The following is a 22,713-nucleotide window of genomic DNA, read 5'->3' as shown; positions in this document are numbered from 1 at the left end:
GCCTGCAGGGGGTCAGCGCAGGAACGCCACCACCTGCTCGGCATCGAAGGGCCAGCCCAGCTCGCCGCCGTTGTCCACGCGGCGCAACACCGGAATGCGCAGGCCGTAGGTTTCGAACAGCTCCTGACTCTCGGCGATATCCACCAGCTCGACCATCAGGCCGTGCTCCACCAGCGGCATCAACTCGGCCTCGGCCAGTTCGCACAAATGGCAACCAAGGGTGCCGAACAATTGGCATTCAGGGGGCATGACAGGGCAACCGTGTGAAGAACAGGTGCTTATTTTAGGCGCGAGCAGGCAAGCCGTCGACCCGCTCCCGGCCCTGGCCAGCCCAGGGGCCGTGCCCCGCATGGCTCTGCTCCGAGAATGCTCGGGCCGGCGGACAGCCCCCGGCCAGACAGTTCCTGAGGCTCGTGAACATGAGGCATTCTCGACAAAGAATGACATGTGTCAGGGTGTTTTCTTGCCGTCCAAGCGATCCTCGCGGCTTTTTTGCCTCTAGGCTTTGCCCTGCCCGCCCCCTTGTCCGGAGATGCCCGTTGTTTGCCAATCTGCTGATCATTCTCGCCTCGTCACTGGTGGTCATCGCGCTGTTCCGGCGCCTGAGCCTGCCGCCGGTCCTGGGCTACCTGTCCGTCGGACTGATGGTCGGGCCCACCGCCCTGGACTGGGTCAACGACAGTGAAGAATTGCCGGACCTGGCCGAATTGGGCGTGGTGTTCCTGCTGTTCTCCCTGGGCCTGGAATTCTCCCTGTCGAAGATGCTCGCCCTGCGCCATGTGGTGTTTGGCCTGGGCAGCCTGCAAGTGCTGTGCACCGGGCTGATCCTGGGGGTGCTGCTGGCCTTGTTCGGCATGCCGCTGACCTCGGCGTTGATGCTCGGCGCCGGGCTGGCCCTGTCCTCCACCGCGATTGTCAGCAAGGAGCTGACCAGTCTCGGCGAGATCTTCAGCAGCCACGGGCAGAACGCCATCGGCGTACTGCTGTTCCAGGACGTGGTGGCGGTACTGCTGCTGACCCTGGTGCCGGTCTTCGCCGGCAACGGCGAGCACGCCTGGTACTGGGCCCTGCCGGCGACGCTGGGCAAGACCCTGGTGCTGTTCTTCGGCCTGCTGCTGGCCAGTCGCTGGCTGCTGCCGCGGCTGTTCCATGAAGTCGCCGCCTCCCACTCCGCCGAACTCTTCGTGCTACTGGCCCTGGTGATCGTGCTGCTGACCGCCTGGCTCACCCACCTGCTCGGCCTGTCGCCGGCCCTGGGCGCCTTCCTCGCCGGCATGCTGCTGGGAGAAAGCCATTACCGGCACCAGATCGAAGCCGATATCCGCCCGTTCCGCGACATCCTGCTGGGACTGTTCTTCGTCAGCATCGGCATGCTCATCGACCTGCAGCTGTTCATCGATCACAGCCTGCTGATCCTCGGCCTGACCCTGGCCCTGCTGCTGATCAAGGGCAGCGTGGTGGCGATCCTGCTCAAGCTGCGCGGCAGCGACGGTGAGACGGCCTGGCGCAGCGGCCTGGCCCTGGCCCAGGGCGGCGAATTCTGCTTCGCCCTGATGGCGCAGATGCAACTGACCCAGATGATCCCGTCCCACTTGAGCAGCCTGCTGCTGGCCGCCACCTTCAGTTCGATGCTGCTGACCCCTCTGTTGCTGCGGGCCGCGCCAATGATCACCGCGCGCCTGCACCGCAAGCCCAACCAGGCCGCGCAACTGGAGGAAATCAGCGCGCAGAACGCCGAACTGCAGGGCCATGTGGTGATCTGCGGCTATGGCCGGGTCGGCCAGTCCATCGGGCGCTTCCTGCGTCACGAGCAACTGCGTTTCATTGCTCTGGACGATGATCCGGTGCGGGTCCAGGAAGCCTCGGCGGCAGAGAGCTGCGTGCATTACGGCGATTGCCGCCGTGGCGACCTGCTGGCCGCGGTGGGCCTGGAGCGGGCCCGCCTGCTGGTGATTGCCGTGGACAAGACCGACATTGCCCTGACGGTACTCAAGGCCGCGCGGCGCCTGGACCGCAACGTGCCGATCCTGGTGCGGACCCGGGACGACAGCCAGTTGATCGAACTCAAGGCCGCCGGTGCCAACGAAGTGGTGCCCGAATTGCTGGAGTCGAGCCTGATGCTGGCCTCCCACGCACTGATCATGCTCGGCCTGCCGGAACAGCGGGTACAACGCAGCGTGGACGACGTGCGCCACAGCCGCTATCGCCTGCTGCACGGTTTCTACCACGGCGCGCAAAGCACCACCCAGGACAATCACGAGCCGCCGGCGGTACAGATGCACGCGGTGAACCTGGACGCCGACGCCCACGCCTGCAACCGGCTGCTGCAAGAGCTCGGCCTGGAAGCCCTGGGAGTGGATGTACAAGGCGTGCAACGCAACGGCAGCGACCTGCCGCTGAACCCGGCACCGCGCCTGCAGGCCGGCGACCGGGTACTGGTGTCCGGCTCCCAGGCCGCGATCGAGGCCTGCGAAGCCCGCCTGCAGGGCGGTTGAGGCCGCCCTGCCATGGCCCTGGGCGTTGCGCCGCCCAGGCCGCCGGTATCTCAGTCCTGGCTCACCGCCCCGATCTTGTGCAGCGACAGGTCGGCGCCGTAGTACTCCTGCTCCTGAGTCAGGCGCAACCCGCAGGCGGCCTTGATCAGGCCATACACGGCAAAGCCGCCCAGCAGCGCCACCAGCACCCCGAGGCCGGTGCCGAACACCTGACTGGCCAGGCTGACCCCACCCAAGCCGCCCAACGCGCTCTGGCCGAAGATCCCGCAGGCAATCCCGCCCCATGCCCCGCACAGGCCATGCAACGGCCAGACCCCGAGCACGTCGTCGATCTTCCAGCGACTCTGGGCGGCGATGAAGCACCAGACGAACAAGGCCCCGGCAATCGCCCCGGTCACCAGGGCTCCTACCGGGTGCATCAGATCCGAACCGGCGCAGATCGCCACCAGCCCGGCCAGTGGCCCGTTGTGCAGGAAGCCCGGGTCATTGCGCCCGACAATCAATGCCGCCACGGTGCCGCCAACCATGGCCATCAGCGAGTTCACCGCCACCAGGCCGCTGACCCCTTGCAGGGTCTGGGCGCTCATCACGTTGAAGCCGAACCAGCCGACAATCAGGATCCACGACCCCAGGGCCAGGAACGGAATGCTCGACGGCGCGAAGGCCACCAGCTTGCCGTCGCGATAACGGCCGTTGCGCGGTCCCAGCAACAGCACCGCCGCCAGCGCCAGCCAGCCGCCCATGGCGTGCACCACCACCGACCCGGCGAAATCATGGAACCCAGCGCCAAAGCGCTGCTGCAACCAGGCTTGCACGCCGAAGTTGCCGTTCCACACCAGCCCCTCGAAAAACGGGTAGACGAAGGCCACGATCAGCACCGTGGCGCACAATTGCGGCACAAAACGCGCGCGCTCGGCAATGCCGCCGGAGATAATCGCCGGGATCGCCGCGGCGAAGGTCAGCAGGAAGAAGAACTTCACCAAGCCATAGCCGTGATCGGCGCTGATCACCGCTGCCGGTTGCAGGAAGCTCACGCCGTAGGAGATCCAATAGCCTATAAAGAAATAGGCCAGGGTCGAGACGGCGAAGTCACTGAGGATTTTCGACAGCGCATTGACCTGGTTTTTCAGCCGCACGGTGCCCACTTCAAGGAAGGCAAAACCGGCGTGCATGGCCAGGACCATGACCGCCCCGATCAGGATGAACAGGGTGTTGGAACCGTGGACCAGGGTGTCCACAGCGCTTTGCAGATTTTCCATGGAGTAGGCAGATCCGAAATCGGCCATCATCTCCCGCGCCCTGCAGCCGACCTTGCACCAAGTTGGTCCCCGGGGCGCGCGATCCGCGCTGTCGGTGAACCGTTTTGGCGCGCCAGGCAGCGGACGCAGGACCACGGAAAGCAGATTGACCTTAAGGTTATGATTTTTCGGCCAGGGTTTACGCGGGCTAGCGCGCCACCCTCGCTCGTTTTCGGCGCAAGCCTCATGTCTTGCGCACCAGGACAAAGCAAAAGCTGTACCAGGCAATTACAGTGAACCTTCACTCAGGGCTCACACTCATAGCTCACACACGCAACCAACGGAGAAACAACCATGGCCAGCAAAACGGCGAAGACGGCTCAAGAAGTGCTGATGGCGGATTTTCAGGCACTGGTCAGTGACACGGAGCGTCTCTTGGAACACACCGCGACCCTGGCTGGCGACCAGGCCGATGAACTGCGCGAACAGATCCACGACAGCCTGCTCAAGGCCCGGGAAACCCTGCAACTGACCGAGGAATCCCTGCGCCAGCGCGGCCAGGCCGCCGTCACCGCCGCCGAGGACTACGTGCAGAGCAACCCTTGGCAGTCGGTCGGGATCGCAGCCGGCGTGGGCTTTCTGATCGGCCTGCTGGCGACGCGGCGCTGATATGGCTATCGGCGAATCCACTTCCTCCGGCAGCGGTCCAAGCGCGTCCTCCCGGCGTCTGGGAGCCGCGGTGCTGGGCCTGCTGCACAGCCACGTAGAGCTGTTCGGCATCGAGTTGCAGGAGCAGAAAGCCCGCACCGTCAGCCTGCTGCTGTTCGCCGGGCTGGCCCTGGTGTTTGCCCTGCTGTTGCTGGTGGGGCTGTCGGCGCTGGTGCTGATCCTCTTGTGGGACAGTTATCGCCTGGCCGGGATCATCGGCCTGTGCGTGTTCTACGCCCTGGCGGCGCTGTTCTGCGGCCTGCGCCTGAAAGCGGCGATCTTCGATGAATCCTCGCCCTTCCACGCCACGCTCGAAGAGCTGGCCAACGATCGGGAGCGCCTGCTGCCATGAAACTGCCCGACATTCCGCAGAACACCTCACGCCGGGAAATGCGCAAGGTACTGATCCGCCTGCGCATGGAAATGCATCGCCAGGAAATCCGCCACGAGTCCCAGCAACTGCTGCAACCCCTGCAACGGATGCGCGGCCTGGGACGTAGCTGGCAGGAAGGCTTGGGCATCAAGCACGCCCCACTCTGGGGCGTGGCGGTGGTGACCCTGCTGGGGTTCCTCACCGGCAAGGGCGCCAAGAGCGGCGGCACCGGTGGCCTCACGCGCCTGGTCCGCCTGGGCACCAGCCTGCTGCCGCTGATCCGGCTGGCGCTGCAAGGCGCCTCGCGCAAGCCCTGATCAACCCCGCGCAACCGACCTGTCACTGGCGGTTCCACACCTGGCTGCATTCTTGCTATGCAACCCCGATCGGCCCCTTTACCCAGGGGCCGACTCCTGCCTGTCCACCCGGCAGCCAAGACTCCCTACCCACAAGAATCTTATAAGGAGGCTCTGTGATCGACGGGCAACCGCTCGCCTGCTTCCAGCCGTTCATCGATACCGCCACCGGGCGGATTGCCGGGGTCGAAGCCCTGGGCCGCCTACGCCAGGGCAATGGCCAGTTGACGTCGGTGGGACCGCTGTTCGCCGATCCGCGTACCCCTTCCAGCGCCTTGCGACGCCTTGACCGCCTGATCCGCGATGACGCCCTGCGGCGTCTGCGCGAGGCCCCGGCGGACTGGTTCCTGAGCCTGAATATCTCCCCGCGCTGGATCAGTCGGCTCAGGCCCGGGCAGGCCCTGCCGAGCCTCAGGCAGATCCAGCACCACGCTGTCGACCCGCGGCGCATCGTCTTCGAAATCACCGAGCTGGGGGGCAACAGCCAGCGTCTGAGCGAAGTGGTGGCGCGCTACCGCCAGGCCGGGGCGCGGATCGCCATCGACGACTTCGGTGCCGGCTACTCGCAGCTGGACCGGGTGCTGGCGCTGCAACCGGACATCCTCAAGCTCGACATGCGCCTGTTCCAGGCTGCCGCCCGCGGCGGCCCCAGCAGCGACGTGGTCAAGGCCCTGGCGCAGATGGCGGAAAAGACCGGTTGCTGGATCATTGCCGAAGGGGTGGAAACCGAGGCCGAGCTGGATTTCGCCCTGGAGTGCGGCTCGCGCTATGTCCAGGGCTTTCTGTTTGCCGGGGCCCAGGAACAGCTGTTCGCCAGCGATGCCTTCGTCCAGCCCTTCGCCCGCCTGCGCGAACGCTACGTGCGGCACAAGCTGGCCGAACGCAAGCGCCTGATGCACATGCGCCTGCAACTGGCGGAACTGATGCACCTGCTGCAGGCCTGGGCCCAGGCCCAGGCGCCCATCAGCCAGTTGCCCGAGGTCAAGGCGTTTCCCTGGCTGCTGCGCTTCTACCAGTGCGATCGCCACGGCACCCAACTGACGCCGAATCTGGAGTGGCGCCACAACCATTGGCAGGCCGACAGCAGCTACGTCGGCCACAACTGGTCCTGGCGCCCGTACTTCTATCACCTGCTGGCCGAAGGCTGGGAGGAACGGCGCCTGACCCTGTCCAGTACCTACCGCGACGCCACCAGCAACCAGTACTGCCTGACCGCCGGCCAGTTCTTCGACAACGGCCAGCGCCTGCTGTTGATCGACATCGACGCCGCCGGTCTGTAGCCCCGGCCTGTTTGCCGGTGAACGCAGCGATGTGATGGGGATACCAGCATCGGGGCCTTTCGCCGGCAAGCCGGCTCCTACAGGTGGGGCGCAGGCCACGCCATTTCCGCGTAGGAGCTGGCTTGCCAGCGAAGGCGTCGGCCATATGGATGCACCAGCGCAGGCCATGCGCCTCTTGCGGCGGCGCCCGGGAACCCGGAAGCTCTGCCCTTCAGTTTTTTTTCGGAGTGACCCCGCCTTGGATTGGCAGACCCTGCTCAACCGCGAACGCCTCGGAAAGCCAGTGCACAGCCCGGAAGAACTCGGCCGTAGCCCTTTCCATAAAGACCACGACCGCATCATCTTCTCCGGTGCCTTCCGCCGCCTGGGGCGCAAGACCCAGGTGCACCCGGTGTCCAGCAACGACCATATCCACACCCGCCTGACCCACTCCCTGGAGGTCAGTTGCGTCGGTCGCTCCCTGGGCATGCGCGTCGGCGAGACGCTACGCGACGCCCTGCCTGACTGGTGCGAACCCAGCGACCTGGGAATGATCGTGCAGTCGGCCTGCCTGGCCCACGACATCGGCAACCCGCCCTTCGGCCATTCCGGCGAAGACGCCATCCGCCACTGGTTCCAGCAGGCCGCCGGGCGCGGCTGGCTGGACGCGATGAGCGAGGCCGAACGCCTGGACTTCCTCAATTTCGAAGGCAATGCCCAGGGTTTCCGGGTCCTCACCCAGCTCGAATATCACCAGTTCGACGGTGGCACCCGGCTGACCTACGCCACCCTCGGCACCTACCTCAAGTACCCCTGGACCGCGCGCCACGCCGATTCACTGGGCTACAAGAAGCACAAGTTCGGCTGCTACCAGAGCGAATTGCCGCTGCTGGAACAGATCGCCCACAAGCTCGGCCTGCCGCAGTTGGAGGAACAGCGTTGGGCCCGGCATCCGCTGGTGTACCTGATGGAAGCCGCGGACGACATCTGCTACGCCCTGATCGACCTGGAAGACGGACTGGAAATGGACCTGCTGGAGTACGCCGAAGTCGAGTCCCTGCTGTTGGGGCTGGTGGGCGACGACCTGCCGGAAACCTATCGCCAGCTGGGCCCGAGGGATTCGCGCCGGCGGCGCCTGGCGATCCTGCGGGGCAAGGCCATCGAGCACCTGACCAACGCCGCCGCCCGGGCCTTCGTCGAACAGCAGGACGCCCTGCTGGCCGGCACCCTGCCTGGCGATCTGGTGGAACACATGCATGGCCCGGCCAAGCGCTGTGTGCTCAATGCCAAGGACGTGGCACGGCGCAAGATCTTCCAGGACAAGCGCAAGACCCTGCACGAAATCGGCGCCTACACCACCCTGGAGATCCTGCTGAACTCGTTCTGCGGCGCGGCACTGGAGCAGCACGGCGGCAAGACTCCGTCGTTCAAGAACCGGCGGATCCTCGATCTGCTGGGCAACAACGCGCCGGACCCGAACTGGCCGCTGCACACCTCATTCCTGCGCATGATCGATTTCATCGCCGGCATGACCGACAGCTACGCCAGTGAAATGGCCCGGGAAATGACCGGGCGCTCAAGCCCGCAATGACCCTCGCCCCACAAGTGCCTGGCGGCCGCGCCAGGCACTTGATATGAGTTGCAACATCCAATCGGCAACTAAGGGATTCCCCTAGCCCGACCGCCGCGACAGCGGTCGGCAAACTCCGGATATACGCCAGTACCAGAGGAAGAATACTCGGCATTACGGGCATGTCCTTCAGGACATCCAAATCTAAGGTATTCCCCGAGCAACATGACTTCAATTAACGAACAACAAGAATAGAGCAAGTACTCAGATAGAAAGAGCAACTAGCCCTAAACACTCAGTGTCTGGATCGCAGATATCGGGCGCCTTTCACAAAATCCAACACCTGCTCTTGATTCAACCAAACATCCTACCTTTGCAGATTCTCACGAAATACCTGAACCCCTTGCCAATCAAGGCCGGCAGGTTTTTTTGTTAGCCTTCTATGCATTTACAATTTACGTACAAATCCAGTTTTTAGTTTCGGATAGTCTCGATTTCAACAAGATATTTCCCCGCTGACCGCTCTCGGAAAAATTAATTTCACACTGCGCTGTAACGTTTCCACTGCAACTCACTCAACCCTTTTGTCATACCTGAATCAAGATTGAAGCACCCGGCTCTCACTCAGGAATTGTCACTCGCGAGCACTTGAAGACAGGCCACCGGTATAGCTATCGACGGCCTCTCATATTCACAGTGCAGAACTTAAAGCGACGTCACTAGTTGAGCCTCAACGATCGGCTTTTCTGTTGTTCGTCACTTGGTCTTTTTACAGTAAGGACGCCAAGTGCCCTGTTCATCACGCACCAACTGCCTCCCACCGCTGGGCAACGGGAGCCTGGGATTGCTCCTGGGCCTGACCTGGCTGATCCCGGCCCTGGCCCTGGCCGACGTGCAACCGGGCCAGGAAGCCCTGCGCCTGCAACAGCAACAGCAACGCGACCTGCAACAATTGCAACTGGAACAGCGCCAGCGGCAGATGCAGCGCGGCAGCTTCAGCAGCACTCCGGCCAGCCCCGACCTGCCCCGGCAGCCCGCCAGCGACGAGCGCTGCTGGCCCTTGAGCGGCACCCGCATCGGCGGTGTCAGCCTGTTCGACAAAACCCGGCTCAACGACGCCATCAAGCCGTATGTGGCGCCATGCATGGGGGTCAACCAGATCAACCAGCTGCTGGCGGCCATCACTCGCCTCTATGTCGAGGCCGGCTACATTGCCAGCCGCCCGTACTTGGCCAGCGCCCCGGCCGCCGGGCACAGCCTGGATATCCTGGTGGAGGAAGGCTACGTCGAAGCCATCGAACTGGCCGACCAGAGCCTGCCGGTGTCCCTGGGCGGAGCCTTCCCCGGCATGCTCGGCAAGCCGCTGAACCTGCGGGACCTGGAACAGGGCCTGGATCAGTTGAACCGCCTGCGCTCCCTGGACCTGACCGCCGACATCGCCCCCGGCAGCCAGCCCGGCGCCTCGCGGATCATCCTGCGTTCGCGCAGCAGCGCCGCGCGCTGGGGCCTCGGCCTGGGTGTGGATAACCTCGGCAGCGCCGGCACCGGGCGTGATCGCCAGTCGATCAACCTCAACCTCGACAGCCCGTTGCAGATCAACGACGCGCTGAACCTGAACTACAGCGACACCCTCAACCACGGCCCGCGCTACAGCCGCAGCAGCAGCCTGTTCTACTCGGTGCCCTATGGCTACTGGACCTACAGCCTGTTCGCCAGCCACGCCGAATACCGCGCGCCGCTGAAGCTGGCCCGCACCACCCTGTACAACAGCGGCCGCACCGACATGGTCAGCGGCCGGGCCGACCGGGTGCTGTGGCGCGACCAGAGCCACCAGCTCAGCGCCAACCTGCAACTGGCCTACAAGGACGTCGACAGCTACCTGCAAAAGGCCCACCTGCAGATCCAGAGCCCGACCCTGACCGTGGCCGAGGCCGGGCTCAACCTGTTCTGGCTCGACAGCGCGGTGTGGAACCTGGATGTCAATTACGCCCAGGGCCTGACCTGGTTCGGCGCCGACCGAGATTCCCAGCAGGTGCAACGCAATCTGCCCCAGGCGCAGTTTCGCAAGTACCGCGCCGGCCTCAGCCAGTGGCGCAATGGCCAGTTGGGCGACCAGCGCTGGCAGTGGCAGAGCCAGCTCTCGGCGCAGTACAGCCCGGACCCGCTGCCGGCCATCGAACAACTGCTGGGCACCGATGATTCGGCGGTGCGCGGCTACCGCCTCAACAGTGCCTCCGGCGCCATCGGCGCGGTGTGGCGCAACACCCTGCGCCTGCCGCTCAACAGCGACCTGCCGCTCAAGCTCACCCCGCGCCTGGGCCTGGACAACGGTTGGATCAAGGCCGAACACGGTGCCCAGAGTCGGCACCTGAGTGCTGCCAGCCTGGGCCTCAACCTGGCCTGGAAAAACCTCCAGGTCGACCTGGATTACCAGCACAGCCTCAACACCCCGCAAGGTTTCCGAACGGAACCGGAAGTCTGGCTGGCGAGGTTCAGCCTGCAGATTTGATCAACCGCCGATTAGCCTGAATTACCCGATGAACCTGAGCACCACGCGCCGTCGCCCCCCTAGAAGGCAACGCCCGGCTCACCCAATCAGAACGAGGTTCTCATGCCTGACAACACTCACCGTTTCAACCTTTCGCCCCAGGGCAGGTTGCGCTGGACCATCGCCGGCCTGCTGCTGGTGTCCCATCTGCCCCTGGCCCTGGCCGGCGGGATCACCGTGGTCGAGGGCCCCGGCGGCACCCCGCAACTGCAAAACCAGGGCGGCGTGCCCATCGTCAACATCGTCGCGCCCAATGCCGGCGGCCTGTCCCACAACCAGTTCCTGGACTACAACGTCGGACAACAGGGCGTGGTGCTGAACAACGCCCTGCAGGCCGGGCAGTCGCAACTGGCCGGGCAACTGGCGGCCAACGCGCAACTCCAGGGCCAGGCGGCCAGCGTGATCCTCAACGAGGTGATCAGCCGCAACGCCTCGCAACTCAATGGCGCCCAGGAAATCTTCGGTCGCGCCGCCGACTTCGTGCTGGCCAACCCCAACGGCATCTCGGTCAATGGCGGCAGCTTCATCAACACCCCCAACGCCAGCCTGGTGGTGGGTCGCCCGGAACTCCAGGACGGCAAGCTGCAAGGGCTCGACACTCGGAATGCCCGGGGCCAGCTGGATATCCACAACGGCGGCCTGCGCAACGCCGAGGGTTCGATCAACCTGATCGCCCCGCGCATCGACAGCCAGGGCACCCTCAGCGCCCGGGAGCAGTTGAATGTCGCCGTCGGCCGCAACCAGCTGGACTACCCCAGCGGCCAGGTACGCAACGTCGACCCGGCGAGCCGCACCCAGGAGCAGCGCATCGACGCCAGCCTGTTCGGCGCCATGCAGGCCGGGCGGATCAATATCGTCAGCACCGCTGAAGGTGCCGGAGTCCGCGTTGGCGCGGTCCAGGTAGACGGCCGCGACGGAGTCAAACTGAGCTCCGCCGGCGATCTGGACATCCGCGGCCAGGCCGTGGACAACAGCCTCGATGCGATTCGCGCCGGGGTGCGCAGCCAGGGCGACATCGAACTGCACGGCGCCAAGGACCTGACCCTGGCCGCTACCGACGTCAGCGGCCGCAACGTCAAGCTCGATGCCGGGCGCAACCTGACCCTGAGCAGCATCGAAAGCCGCAAGCTCCAGGAAAAACGCCAGCAGTGGGACAAGAGCACCATCGGCATCACCTGGGAAACCTACGACGCTACCCAGACCGACAGCGAAACGCGCCAGCACGGGAACAAGGTGCTGGCCCAGCATGACGCCGAGTTGAAGTCCGGCGCCAATACCCGGATCCACGGCAGCAGCGTCGAAGCCGGTGATAACCTCAGCGCCCGCAGCGGCGGCGACCTGCAACTGACCGCCGCCACCGAAACCCACACCCAGCGCGACCAGGGCCAGCACCGCAAGCACCTGTGGAAGGAAAACTGGGACAACTCCAGCAGCCAGCAACGCACCGTCGCCAGCCAGCTCAAGGGCGGCCAGCAACTGGACCTGACCAGCAAGCAGCAACTGCAACTGCAAGGTGCCGAGCTGCATAGCCAGGGCGATATCCTGCTCAGCGCCAAGGACGTCGACATCACCAGCGCCAGCCGCCAGCAGAGCCAGAGCAACCAGCATTACTCCGGCGACCTGGTGGGCGGTGGTTTCTTTGGCAAGACCGCCGACGGCGACCAGGGCAAGACCGAGAACCAGGGCAGCAAGGTCAACGCCGACGGCAAGCTGATCGTGCGCGCCGACAGTGTGCGCATCAGCGGCAGCCAGGCCCGGGGCGGCACCCAGGCCAGCGTCATCAGTGAACAGGGCTCGCTGACCATCGACGGCGTGCAAGATATCTCCCACAGCAACAACCACAGCAAGGACAGCAAATTCTTCGGCATCGCCAAGGATGAGAGCCGTCAGCAGAACAAAGGCAGCACCACCGTCGGCAGCCAGCTGCGTTCGGACAGCAACCTCAAGTTGCAGAGCGCCAAGGACCTGAACATCAGCGGCTCCCAGGTCGCCGCGACGGGAGCACTGGACGCCAGCGCCAAGGGCACGGTCAAGGTGGCGGCCGCCGAAGACACCCGGCACGACAGCAGCAGCACCCAAAAGCGCGGCTTCGACGCCTACGCCAAGGAAAACGCTCCAGGCACCGGCCAGTACCGGGCCGGGGTGCGCTACCAGGATCAGCAGCGCAACGACAGCAGCGACAGCACCCGGCAACAGGCCTCCAGCCTTACCGGCGGCACCCTGGCGGTCACCGCCGGCGAGGACCTCAAGGTGCAAGGCAGCGACCTTAAGGCCACGGCCGGCGACGCCAGCCTGAGCGGCAAGAATGTGCAGTTGCTGGCCGCGGACAACCAAACCCAGCAGCACAGCGACAGCACCACCACCGGTGGCGGCTTCTACTACACCGGCGGCCTGGACCGCGCTGGCAACGGCCTGGAAGTGGCCCACAACAGCAGCCAGGACAGCAGCAGCAAGAACACTGCCCAGACCAGCAACATTGCTGCCAGCGGCAACCTGACCATCAACGCCGGTAACCGCCTGACCACCGAAGGCGCCCAGGTCAAGGCCGGCGGTGCATTGCAGGTCATGGCTGCCGAGATCGACAACCAGGCCGCGCACAACCGCGAAAGCAGCAGCCACAAGGACAACAACTGGGCGGTGGATGTCGGCGCCAACGTCGAATACAAGGGCGTCACCCGCCCCATCGAAAAAGCCATCCAGGGCGTGGCCCAGCGCAAGTTCCACCAGCCTGGGGTACTCGATGCCCTGGAACAGCCCAATGTCGGGCTCGATGTGGACGTCAGCCACCAGAACCGTCAGCGCAAAGAAAGCGCCAGCACCGCCGTGGTCAGCCAGTTGAGCGGCGCCCAGGTCACGGTCAAGGCCAACGGCCAACTCAAGGACCAGGGCACCCAGTACCGCGCCACCGACGGCGCCGTGCAGATCAACGCCGGCAGCCTGCTGGCCAGTGCCGCCAGCGATACCCACAGCACTAGCGAACAGGCGGTGGACGCCAAGGTTGGCGTGCGGGTCTACACCAACACCGGAGAAGACCTGAACATCCGTGGCAGCGGTGCCGGTGGTAGCAGCAACGTCACCAGCAGCTCCGAGAAGGCCCAGGTCGGCAGCTACGCCGGCAGCCAGGGCGTGAACATCAAGGTCACCGGTGATGCCAGCTTCGAAGGCAGCCAGTTCAATGGCGGCCTGGGCGGCGTCGACATCGATACCGGCGGCAAGCTGGCGCTCAATCAAGCCAATGACCGCCAGAGCAGCAACAACTCCAGCCTGCGTGGCGATGCCTCCCTGACCCTGGGCACCACGCCCGGTAGCAGCGGCACCAACCTCAATGTCGGGGCCGGTTTGCAACTGGATCACAAGAGCCTTGAGCAACAGGACAGCCAGGCGCGGGTCGCCAGCCTCCAGGGCCAGGGACCGGTCAACCTCAAGAGCGCCGGCGACCTGATCTTGCAAGGCACGCAGATCGGCAACGCCGCACGTCCCACCGGCGACATCACCCTGGACGCCGGCGGCAAGCTCGATCTGCAAGCCGCGGTGGACACCCACCACAGCCAGGGCAACAACCTCGGAGGGGGTTTCACGGCCGGTGGCAGCAAGACCAGCAGCGAGCAGAGCAGCGGCAAGAGCGTCAACCTCAGCGCCAACTTCAACATCGGCCGGGTCAATGAAAACGACCAGAGCCAGCGCGGCGCCCAGCTCTACAGCCAGGGCCAGGCCCACCTGGCAAGCAGCGCCGCGGACGACAGCGCGATCCACCTGCAGGGCACGCGAATCGAAGCCGGCAAAGTAGTGCTGGAGGCGGCCCAAGGCGGCATCTTCCAGGAATCGGCGCAGTCCACCCAGGCCCACAACAACTGGGGCCTGACCCTGGGCGCCGGTGGCAGCATGGGCAAGACCACCCTGGCCGATGCCGGTGAGCACGACTCGCCGAAAGTCGACCGCGGAATCAATGCCCGGGCCAAGATCGACGTCGACCAGCGCCAGAGCAGCACCCAGCACAACAGCCTGATCAAGGCCGACCAAGTGACCCTCGACAGCGCTGGCAACGTGCACCTGGCCGGGGCCAACATCGAGGCGCAACGGCTCGACGGCGTCATCGGTGGCAACCTCGACATCGAAAGCCGCCAGGACCGGCTGCGCAGCACCCAGGTCAATATCGACGCCAAGCTGGAAGTGGCGAAGAACCAGCCAGGACTGGTGGACAAGCTGGCCAAGCCGGCCGGTCCGCTGAAGAACGACCTGAAGGCCCAGGCCGAGAAAGGCTTCGACAAGCACCGGGAAAAGCTGGAGAACGCCGTCGACAAGAGCGTCGACAAACTCGGCTCGGCAAAAGACAGCCTGGTCGCCAAGGCCAGCGACGCCAAGGAGCGCCTGGGGGAGAAACTCAGTCGCAGCGGCAGCTACGACGTCAACCCGGAGCCACGCGGTGCCTTTGGCAACGGCGTGGACAAGGCCAAGCACTACCTGGCCGACAAGGCCGACGCCCTGGGCAATCGCTTCTCCAGCCTGAAAGAGCGTTTCTGGCCGAAAACCAGCGACAGCTATTCGGTCAGCGAGAAAAACACCGCCGGCAGCAAGGTGGCCAATACCGCTGAAGGCGTGCTGTTTGGCGACAAGAGCGGTCAGACCTCCTATACCCCGACCTTGAACCTGAACCTCAGCCACGAGAGCAAGAACCGCGTGGAGCAGGCCTCGGGGATCAGCACCCAGCAGGGTGTCAACCTGAAGGTCAGCGGCGAAACCCGGCTCACCGGAGCTCGCATCGGCGCCAGCCAAGGACGTGTCGACCTGGGGGATTCCAAGGTCGCCCGCACCGATCTTTCCGGCTCGGAGTTGCGCGTGGATGTCGGCGCCAACCTGTCCAAGTCACCGGTCAACGTTGCCCTGGGCAGCGCATCCGAACTGACTCGCAAACAGGATGACGCCACCCGCAACGACCAGGTGTTCAACCTCGGTCCGTTGCGGATCGGCGGCCATACCGACAGCCAGCTGCTGCAAGCCGGCATCGATCAGAAAACACCATGAGGCCCGGGCCGCCCTCTTCGCGGGGGGCGGCCTGCACGGACTGGCGCCGGTCCCGCGTCCTGCGTTCAAGGGCACTGTACGCCCCATAGATCCCGCCTTAACTTCACGTGACTGCCAAACGGCTGTAATACCTCCCCTTATTCGTTGTAAGACCTGTCTTAGATTGGGTTTTTCAACACTTTCGCAACTATTTCCACTCTTGCGGCTGGGCTACTGTTCGGACTTCCCTTTTTCGGCAGGAGGCCAACATGGGCTCAGTACTTATCATTGATGACCACCCCGTGATACGCATGGCGGTGCGTATTCTGCTGGAGCACGAGGGGTATCAGATCATTGGTGAAACCGATAACGGCGTCGACGCCCTGCAAATGGTCCGCGAATGCGAACCCAGCCTGGTCATCCTTGATATCTGCATCCCGAAGCTCGATGGCCTGGAGCTGCTGGAGCGCTTGAGCAACATGCATCAATCCCTGCGCGTCCTGGTGCTTACGGCCCAGTCTGCGGCGCTGTTCGCCAATCGCTGCATGCGCGCCGGCGCCAGTGGCTATGTGTGCAAGCGCGAAGACCTGAGCGAACTGCTCAGTGCCGTCAAGGCCATTTGCAACGGCTACAACTACTTTCCCAGCCAGGCCCTGCACCTTGACCGGACCGCCCTGGGAGCAACTTTGGAGTTGGCCCAATTCAACTCCTTGAATGATCGGGAGTTGATGGTTCTGCAACTTTTCGCCATGGGCCAGACCAATAAGGAAATTGCCACGGGCATGTTTCTCAGCCACAAGACCGTCAGCACTTACAAGAAACGCATCATGCAGAAACTCGCCACCACCTCGATGAATGAACTGGTGGACATGGCCAGGCGCAACGAACTGATATGAGGCGCCGGCTCCCGATACCCCGGTCACGGCGAGCGGCCGGGCGATGATCAAGACCCTGCTCCAGCCCGTTGGCATCATGACCCTGATATTTCTGTTGCTGGCCGCATTGCTGAACCAGGCCCGGCTTTATCGGCAACTGCGCCAGCAACGCCGGCAATTGCCAGCGCTGGCCCGCTCGGCGGCGGCCCTGGAGGCCGGCAAGCAGCGCGCCGAAGCGGCCGATCGCAACAAGAGCCGCTTCCTCGGGCACCTTGGCCACGAACTCCGTACCCCGTTGAACGCCTTGATCGGCTTGCTGGAGCTGGTCCTGCGCCGCACCGGCGACAGTTCGCCCAACCATGCGCCGCTGGAGCTGGCACTAGGCGCGGCCAGCGACCTCAAGGAACTGCTGGATGACCTGCTGGACATCAGCCGGATCGAATCCGGCCACCTGCGCCTGAACCCGACCTGGGTCGACCTGCGCGATTGCGTCGAAGGGCTGGTCGGGGTGTACGACGCCCAGGCCCGGCAAAAGCACCTGGTGCTGGAGCTGGAATTCAACGCCCCCAGCCCCGCGCCCCAGGTGCTGATCGATGTTTTGCGCTTCAAGCAGGTGCTGGGCAATCTGTTGAGCAACGCGATCAAGTTCACACAGCAGGGCACGATCCAGGTCAGGGCGACCTTGCAGCCCGCCGCCAGCCAGGACCGGTACCAGCTGCTGTTGCAGGTGCAAGACAGCGGCATCGGCATTCCCGAACAGCAACGCCAGGGGCTGTTGCTGCCCTTCGCCCAGATTGACCCCGACAGCCAGTCGCCGCGAAACAGCGCCGGGCTTGGCCTGCCCATCAGTCATCAGTTGTGCCGGCAGATGGGCGGCAGCCTGAGCCTGCACGGGCGCAGCGGCCCCGGCTGCGAGGCGCGGGTCAGGCTGCCCCTGCGCGGCCGCACCGCCCAGCCCGCCGCTGGCGCCGCAGAGCCGCTGCCCGCCGCCGCGGTGCCACTGGATGTGCTGCTGGCGGACGACCACCGCGCCAGCCTGACCCTGCTGCAGGGCCAGCTGGAGTACCTCGGACACCGGGTCACCTGCGCCGACGACGGACGTCAGGCCTTCGAGTTGTGGCGCCAAGGCGACTTCGACCTCTTGATCCTCGACTGCAACATGCCATCGATGGACGGCTACCAGTTGGCTGAGGCCATACGCCAATACGAAGCACGCGAGCAGAGGCCGGCGATCACCCTGATCGGTTGCAGCGCCAGCACCGAACCGCAAGCGCTCCAGCGCGGCCTCGACGCCGGCATGCATGACTGTCTGGCCAAGCCCCTGAGCCTGGAGCGCTTGAGCCTCAGGCTGGCAAGCCTCAAGCCCCGGCCTCGGACCGACAGCTTCAGCCTCAGCACCTTGCGCACCCTGACCCGTGGCAAGCCGCTGTTCGCACGGCGCATGCTCAACGAGTTGCTGCGCTGCTGCCAGGAGGACCGGCGCCAGCTGGAACAGATCCCGGCCAGTGAGCCCCGGGCGCTGGTGGCCCTGGCCCACAAGATCAAGGGCTCGGCGCTGATGGTCGGGGCCGAGTCGTTGCAGGCCGGTTGCGAGGCTCTGGAACAGGCTTGCCTGCCACCTGTCGCGCAGGAGGCGATAACCGCTGCCGTCCGCCGCTTGGACCGGGACTTGGTGCACTTCGCCCAATCCTTGCACCGCCACCTTGATGAGCCGCCATCTCAGCCCTCCAAGGCGCAAGCTGCGGAGCAGAAAACCAGCGCCCCACAACTGACCAATCCGCCATAAAGCCTGCGCTTGCCAGATAAATATCAAAGGGCCAGTATTGCTTCGCCACCCGGCCCTGCAGGCCAGCACCGTCAACCTGCAGCCGCCGGGCCAAGGCAGGAAGAGCCGGCCTTAACTATGCTTGGGCCTAGAACCCAGCCTCATGCGCCTCTGGAGAGAATTGCAATGCCGAGCACGCCTACGCCTGCCCTCCGTCGCTTTCCTCTTCATATACACATCAGTGTGATGTTCACCCTGCTGATGCTGCTCACCGGAGTCATCCTCGGGATCTACAACTACCGGCAGACCACCCGCATCATCCTGCAAAGCAGCGAAAAGCTCTTCCAGCGCATCGAACAGGATGTGCGCGGCGACCTGAAGTCCACTTACGAGCCCATCCGCCATCTGCTGCGCCTGCTGGCCGGTGATCCGGCGACCCAGAGCGGCAACCTGGAGCAACGCCTGGCACTGCTCAGGCCGTTCAGTCAGTCACTGCAGGACAACCCGAACCTGGCCTCTTTGTACCTGGGGTACGCCGACGGCGATTTCTTCATGGTGCGCCCCCTGCGCAACGCCGCTATCCGCAATCTGCGCCAGGCGCCAGCAGACAGCGCCTATGAAGTCTGGAGCATCGAGCGCAATGCCAGCGCCGGGCAGATACACTCACAATCACTGTTCTTCGATTCGCAGCTCTCCATGATCGGCCGCCTGGAGCACCCACAGGATGGCTACGACCCGCGCAACCGCGACTGGTTTTCCAACGCCCGCAGCGAAACCGAGCAGATCACCACCGAGCCCTACGTCTTCTATTCCACCAACAACGTCGGCACCACCCTGGCACTGAGCAGCGGCAACATGGCAGTGCTGGGCGCCGACCTGACGCTGGAACAACTGTCCTCGACCCTGGCCAAGCACCGGGTGACCCCGGACACCGAGGTCGCCCTGCTCGACGACCAGGGCAGTGTCGTGGCCTATCCGGACAGCGAAAAGCTGGTCCTGGACAAACACAGCGCACGCTTGATCAAGGCCAATGCCCTGAATCCGGTGTTCGGCGCGCTGCTGCGGGGCCAGGCGGAAAACGGCCACTTGCAGTCCCAGGGACGCAGCTGGATCACCGCCAGCAACCGGATTGCCGAGGGTGGGCCGGGTGGCTTGCAACTGGCCTTGCTGGTGCCCGAGGATGAGCTGCTGGCCGATGCCTACCGCCTGCGCTGGCAAGGCGCACTGATCACCCTGACCATCCTGCTGCTGTGCCTGCCCTTGGGCTGGTTGATCTCCCGCGTGCTGGTGCGACCGCTGCGGGCCCTGGTGCAGGAAGCCGACGCCATCCGCAGTTTCGACTTCAAAGTGCCGATGTCACGCCGCTCGCCGGTGCTGGAAGTGGATCAACTGAGCGTGTCCATGGCCAGGATGAAAGACACCCTGGCGAGTTTTTTCGAGATCAATGCCAGTCTGTCGGCGGAAACCCGCTTCGACCCGCTGCTGCAACGAGTGCTCTCGGAAACCGTCAAGCTGGCCCAGGCCAAGGCCGGCCTGATCTATCTCTCTGAAAGCAAGGGCGCGCGCCTGGAACCCCATGGCCTGATCATCGACGGCGAACACCAGGATCTGCCGCGATTCAATATCGCCACCAAGGACCTGAGCGACCAGCGACTTCCGGACTGGCTGCGCCAACTCACCGACAGCGACACCGTGGTCACCACCCTGGGCTTTGAACAGGCCGGCAGCCTGCAAAGCGTGCTGCTGGCCCTGGACAGTCCCAGCGCTCACTTGCTGGGCCTGCGCTTGCGCAATCGCCATCACGAAATGGTGGGTATGCTCCTGCTGTTTCTGGAAGACAGCGGCGCCGAGGCGGACCTGGACGTACTCAGTCCGGATCGGATCGCCTTTATCCGGGCGGTGTCCGCCACCGCCGCGCTGTGCATCGAGAGCCAGCGCCTGCAGAACAAGCAGAAGCAACTGCTGGACGCCTTCATTCAGCTACTAGCCGGGGCCATCGACGCCAAGAGCCCATACACCGGCGGCCACTGCCAGCGGGTGCCGGCCCTGACCCTGATGCTGGCCGAGGCCGCGGCCGCCAGCGACGACCCGCGGTTCGCCACCTACCAGCCCACCGACGACGAATGGGAGGCCTTGCATATCGCGGCCTGGCTGCACGATTGCGGCAAGGTCACGACCCCGGAATACGTGGTGGACAAGGCCACCAAGCTGGAAACCCTGAATGATCGGATCCACGAAATCCGTACCCGCTTCGAAGTGCTCAAGCGCGATGCCTGGATCGATTACTGGCAGGCCGTGGCCGAAGGGGGCGACGTCACGGCCCTGGCCGCCGAGCGCGACGCGCGCCTGCGCGCCCTGGACGAAGACTTCGCCTTTGTCGCGCGCTGCAACCTGGGGGCCGAGTTCATGGCCGAAGCCGACCAGCAGCGCCTGCAGAATATCGCCCAGCGCACCTGGACCCGGACCCTGGATGATCGCCTGGGGGTTTCCTGGGAAGAGCAGCGGCGCCAGGAACGCACGCCGGCGCCCAGCCTGCCAGTGCAGGAGCGGCTGCTGGCGGACAAGCCGGAGCACCTGCTGGAGCGCAGCGCGATGGAGATCATGACCGCGGACAATCCCTGGGGGTTCAAGCTCCAGGTGCCGGCCCACAAGTACAACCGTGGCGAGCTGTACAACCTGAGCGTGCCCCGGGGCACGCTGACCGCCGAAGAGCGCTATGTGATCAATCACCACATCGTGCAGACCATCATCATGCTCAACCACCTGCCCTTCCCCAGCCACCTGCAGAGCGTGGCGGAGATCGCCGGCGGCCATCACGAGAAGATGGACGGCAGCGGCTACCCCAAGCAGCTCAAGCGTGAACAGATGAGCCTGCCGGCGCGAATGATGGCCATTGCCGATATCTTCGAAGCCCTGACCGCCGCGGACCGCCCCTACAAGAAGGGCAAGACCCTCAGCGAGGCGCTGAACATCATGGCCATGATGTGCCGCGACGCCCACATCGATCCCGAGCTGTTCGAGCTGTTTCTCCAGGATCAGATCTATCAGCGCTACGCCGAGCGCTTCCTGGTACCAGAGCAGATCGATGCGGTGGATCGGCAGGCGCTGTTGAAAAAAGCAGGGTTGAGCGCCTGATGGCGGTCAGCAGTCACTCAGGCGCAGGAAGATCGCCGCCAGTTGCTCGATCCCGGCCTGGTCCGCCGGGCTGAAGCGTGCCAGCTTCGGGCTGTCCAGGTCGAGCACGCCGATCAGCCGGCCGTCCTTGACCAGGGGCACCACCAACTCGCTGTTGGACGCGCTGTCACAGGCGATGTGTCCGGCAAAGGCATGCACATCTTCCACCCGCTGAGTCTGCAGGGTGGCCGCCGCAGTGCCGCAGACGCCACGGCCGAAGGGAATCCGCACGCAGGCGATCTGGCCCTGGAACGGGCCCAGCACCAGTACCTGGTTGCGGTTGAGGTAGAAGCCGGCCCAGTTCAGGTCGTCGAGCTGACTGAACAGGAACGCCGAGAACTGCGCGGCATTGGCGATGAAGTCACGCTCATCGGCCAGCAGCGACTCCAGCTGGGCACACAGCAGCCCATAGCCATCCAGACCTTGGCCGGCACTTTGCAAATCGATCATGCTTTTTGCTCCAACAACTGCAAGCCCACCCAATAGCGGGCAAATTGATAGGCACACCGGCCGTTGCGGTTGCCCCGCCCCGTGGCCCAGCGTACCGCCAGAATGTCCAGCTCCTCCGTGCGCTGCCAGCTCAAGCCGGCCTTGCGCGCCAGCTCGCCGATCCAGTGTTCCACCACATTGAGAAAGTGTTCCTGAGTGAAGGGATAGAACGACAACCACAGGCCGAAGCGGTCCGACAGGGCGATCTTGTCCTCCACCGCTTCGCTGGGGTGCAACTCGCCGTCGACGCGCTTCCAGTTTTCGTTGTCGCTTTCCTTTTCCGGCACCAGGTGTCGGCGGTTCGAGGTGGCGTACAGCAGCACGTTTTCCGGGGCCTGCTCCAGGGAGCCGTCGAGCACGCTCTTGAGCACCCGGTAATCGCCCTCGCCGGCCTCGAACGACAGGTCATCGCAGAACAGCACGAAACGCTGGGGCAGCTTGACCAGTTGCTCCACCACCCGCGGCAGGTCCGCCAGGTGATCACGCTCGATCTCGATCAGCCGCAGGCCGCCCTTGGCATGTTCGGCCAGCAAGGCGCGCACCAGGGAGGATTTACCCGTGCCACGCGAGCCCCAGAGCAGGGCATGGTTGGCGGGCAGGCCATCGAGGAACTGCCGGGTGTTGCGCGCCAGTTGCTCGCGCTGCTTGTCGACCCCGATCAGATCGCTCAGGCGCATGTCCAGGCTGACCTCCAGGGGCAGCAGGAAGCCGCTGCGGCCTTCGCGCTGCCAGCGCGCGGCCAGGCACTGGTTCCAGTCGATGCTCTGGCGCAGGGTCGGCAACAGCGGTTCGATCCGGGCCAGTACGGCGTCGGCACGTTCAAGAAATGCATTCAATCGGGCATCCATGGCTTTTCCTCGGG

At 64.6% G+C, this 22,713-nt stretch carries 15 protein-coding genes; 11 read left to right on the top strand and 4 right to left on the bottom strand.

Going from position 1 to position 22,713, the window contains the following annotated elements; all coding sequences use genetic code 11:
- Positions 1-12: 12 nt before the first annotated feature.
- Positions 13-249 carry a glutaredoxin family protein gene (locus tag BLV47_RS08835; protein ID WP_060840391.1) on the bottom strand — a complete coding sequence of 79 codons (237 nt, stop codon included), beginning with the start codon at positions 247-249 and terminating at the stop codon, positions 13-15.
- A 290-nt stretch (positions 250-539) separates the two neighbouring features.
- Here BLV47_RS08835 and BLV47_RS08830 point away from each other — a divergent pair, with 290 nt between their 5' ends.
- Entirely contained in the window at positions 540-2,495 is a 1,956-nt protein-coding gene (locus tag BLV47_RS08830; RefSeq protein WP_092312233.1) for a monovalent cation:proton antiporter family protein, read from the top strand.
- Between the two features lie 50 nt (positions 2,496-2,545).
- Here the strand turns inward: BLV47_RS08830 and BLV47_RS08825 are convergent, their stop codons facing one another.
- The gene (locus BLV47_RS08825; protein ID WP_092317122.1) at positions 2,546-3,754 is read right to left on the bottom strand and encodes an ammonium transporter; all 1,209 of its coding nucleotides are present in this window, start codon (positions 3,752-3,754) and stop codon (positions 2,546-2,548) included.
- Positions 3,755-4,087: 333 nt separating this feature from the next.
- Between BLV47_RS08825 and BLV47_RS08820 the strand changes: the two genes are divergently transcribed.
- The 10 genes from BLV47_RS08820 to BLV47_RS08775 all read left to right on the top strand — a co-directional run bounded on the left by BLV47_RS08820 (position 4,088) and on the right by BLV47_RS08775 (position 21,323).
- Positions 4,088-4,402 carry an ElaB/YgaM/YqjD family protein gene (locus BLV47_RS08820; protein WP_092312230.1) on the top strand — a complete coding sequence of 105 codons (315 nt, stop codon included), beginning with the start codon at positions 4,088-4,090 and terminating at the stop codon, positions 4,400-4,402.
- A gap of 1 nt (position 4,403) precedes the next feature.
- Entirely contained in the window at positions 4,404-4,793 is a 390-nt protein-coding gene (locus BLV47_RS08815; protein WP_016965309.1) for a phage holin family protein, read from the top strand.
- Positions 4,790-5,131, top strand: coding sequence for a hypothetical protein (locus BLV47_RS08810; protein ID WP_092312227.1), 342 nt, complete (start codon positions 4,790-4,792; stop codon positions 5,129-5,131). Before BLV47_RS08815 ends, BLV47_RS08810 begins: the two co-directional genes overlap by 4 nt.
- Before the next feature lie 155 nt (positions 5,132-5,286).
- The gene (locus tag BLV47_RS08805; RefSeq protein WP_092312224.1) at positions 5,287-6,450 is read left to right on the top strand and encodes an EAL domain-containing protein; all 1,164 of its coding nucleotides are present in this window, start codon (positions 5,287-5,289) and stop codon (positions 6,448-6,450) included.
- 238 nt (positions 6,451-6,688) lie between these two features.
- Positions 6,689-8,020, top strand: a complete 1,332-nt coding sequence (locus BLV47_RS08800; RefSeq protein ID WP_092312221.1) for a deoxyguanosinetriphosphate triphosphohydrolase — start codon at positions 6,689-6,691, stop codon at positions 8,018-8,020.
- A gap of 823 nt (positions 8,021-8,843) precedes the next feature.
- Entirely contained in the window at positions 8,844-10,508 is a 1,665-nt protein-coding gene (locus BLV47_RS08795; RefSeq protein ID WP_425272143.1) for a ShlB/FhaC/HecB family hemolysin secretion/activation protein, read from the top strand.
- Positions 10,509-10,610: 102 nt separating this feature from the next.
- Positions 10,611-15,569 (top strand): hemagglutinin repeat-containing protein, encoded by a 4,959-nt coding sequence (locus BLV47_RS08790; RefSeq protein WP_092312215.1) that lies wholly within the window; start codon positions 10,611-10,613, stop codon positions 15,567-15,569.
- 248 nt (positions 15,570-15,817) lie between these two features.
- On the top strand, positions 15,818-16,444 hold the full coding sequence (locus BLV47_RS08785) for a response regulator transcription factor (protein ID WP_092312212.1): 627 nt from the start codon (positions 15,818-15,820) through the stop codon (positions 16,442-16,444).
- Positions 16,445-16,520: 76 nt separating this feature from the next.
- Positions 16,521-18,209, top strand: a complete 1,689-nt coding sequence (locus BLV47_RS08780; protein WP_244168849.1) for a hybrid sensor histidine kinase/response regulator — start codon at positions 16,521-16,523, stop codon at positions 18,207-18,209.
- 165 nt (positions 18,210-18,374) lie between these two features.
- Positions 18,375-21,323: an HD domain-containing phosphohydrolase gene (locus BLV47_RS08775; protein WP_092312206.1), complete on the top strand. Its 2,949-nt coding sequence runs from the start codon at positions 18,375-18,377 to the stop codon at positions 21,321-21,323.
- Positions 21,324-21,329: 6 nt separating this feature from the next.
- Here the strand turns inward: BLV47_RS08775 and BLV47_RS08770 are convergent, their stop codons facing one another.
- Together BLV47_RS08770 and BLV47_RS08765 are read right to left on the bottom strand one after the other, a co-directional pair.
- Positions 21,330-21,812: a GAF domain-containing protein gene (locus BLV47_RS08770; RefSeq protein WP_092312203.1), complete on the bottom strand. Its 483-nt coding sequence runs from the start codon at positions 21,810-21,812 to the stop codon at positions 21,330-21,332.
- Positions 21,809-22,699, bottom strand: coding sequence for an ATP-binding protein (locus BLV47_RS08765; protein ID WP_016965075.1), 891 nt, complete (start codon positions 22,697-22,699; stop codon positions 21,809-21,811). Before BLV47_RS08765 ends, BLV47_RS08770 begins: the two co-directional genes overlap by 4 nt.
- Positions 22,700-22,713: the final 14 nt, after the last annotated feature.

The sequence above is a fragment of the Pseudomonas saponiphila genome (assembly GCF_900105185.1).
Taxonomy (GTDB): domain Bacteria; phylum Pseudomonadota; class Gammaproteobacteria; order Pseudomonadales; family Pseudomonadaceae; genus Aquipseudomonas; species Aquipseudomonas saponiphila.
This window is presented reverse-complemented; position numbering and strand designations above follow the sequence as displayed.

Excerpts from the sequence above, each read along its gene's own strand:
- BLV47_RS08765 (WP_016965075.1), bottom strand. The coding sequence starts at position 22,699 with ATGGATGCCCGATTGAATGCATTTCTTGAACGTGCCGACGCCGTACTG.
- BLV47_RS08825 (WP_092317122.1), bottom strand. The coding sequence starts at position 3,754 with ATGGAAAATCTGCAAAGCGCTGTGGACACCCTGGTCCACGGTTCCAAC.
- BLV47_RS08770 (WP_092312203.1), bottom strand. The coding sequence starts at position 21,812 with ATGATCGATTTGCAAAGTGCCGGCCAAGGTCTGGATGGCTATGGGCTG.
- BLV47_RS08775 (WP_092312206.1), top strand. The coding sequence starts at position 18,375 with ATGCCGAGCACGCCTACGCCTGCCCTCCGTCGCTTTCCTCTTCATATA.
- BLV47_RS08820 (WP_092312230.1), top strand. The coding sequence starts at position 4,088 with ATGGCCAGCAAAACGGCGAAGACGGCTCAAGAAGTGCTGATGGCGGAT.
- BLV47_RS08790 (WP_092312215.1), top strand. The coding sequence starts at position 10,611 with ATGCCTGACAACACTCACCGTTTCAACCTTTCGCCCCAGGGCAGGTTG.
- BLV47_RS08785 (WP_092312212.1), top strand. The coding sequence starts at position 15,818 with ATGGGCTCAGTACTTATCATTGATGACCACCCCGTGATACGCATGGCG.
- BLV47_RS08780 (WP_244168849.1), top strand. The coding sequence starts at position 16,521 with ATGACCCTGATATTTCTGTTGCTGGCCGCATTGCTGAACCAGGCCCGG.
- BLV47_RS08835 (WP_060840391.1), bottom strand. The coding sequence starts at position 249 with ATGCCCCCTGAATGCCAATTGTTCGGCACCCTTGGTTGCCATTTGTGC.
- BLV47_RS08810 (WP_092312227.1), top strand. The coding sequence starts at position 4,790 with ATGAAACTGCCCGACATTCCGCAGAACACCTCACGCCGGGAAATGCGC.
- BLV47_RS08815 (WP_016965309.1), top strand. The coding sequence starts at position 4,404 with ATGGCTATCGGCGAATCCACTTCCTCCGGCAGCGGTCCAAGCGCGTCC.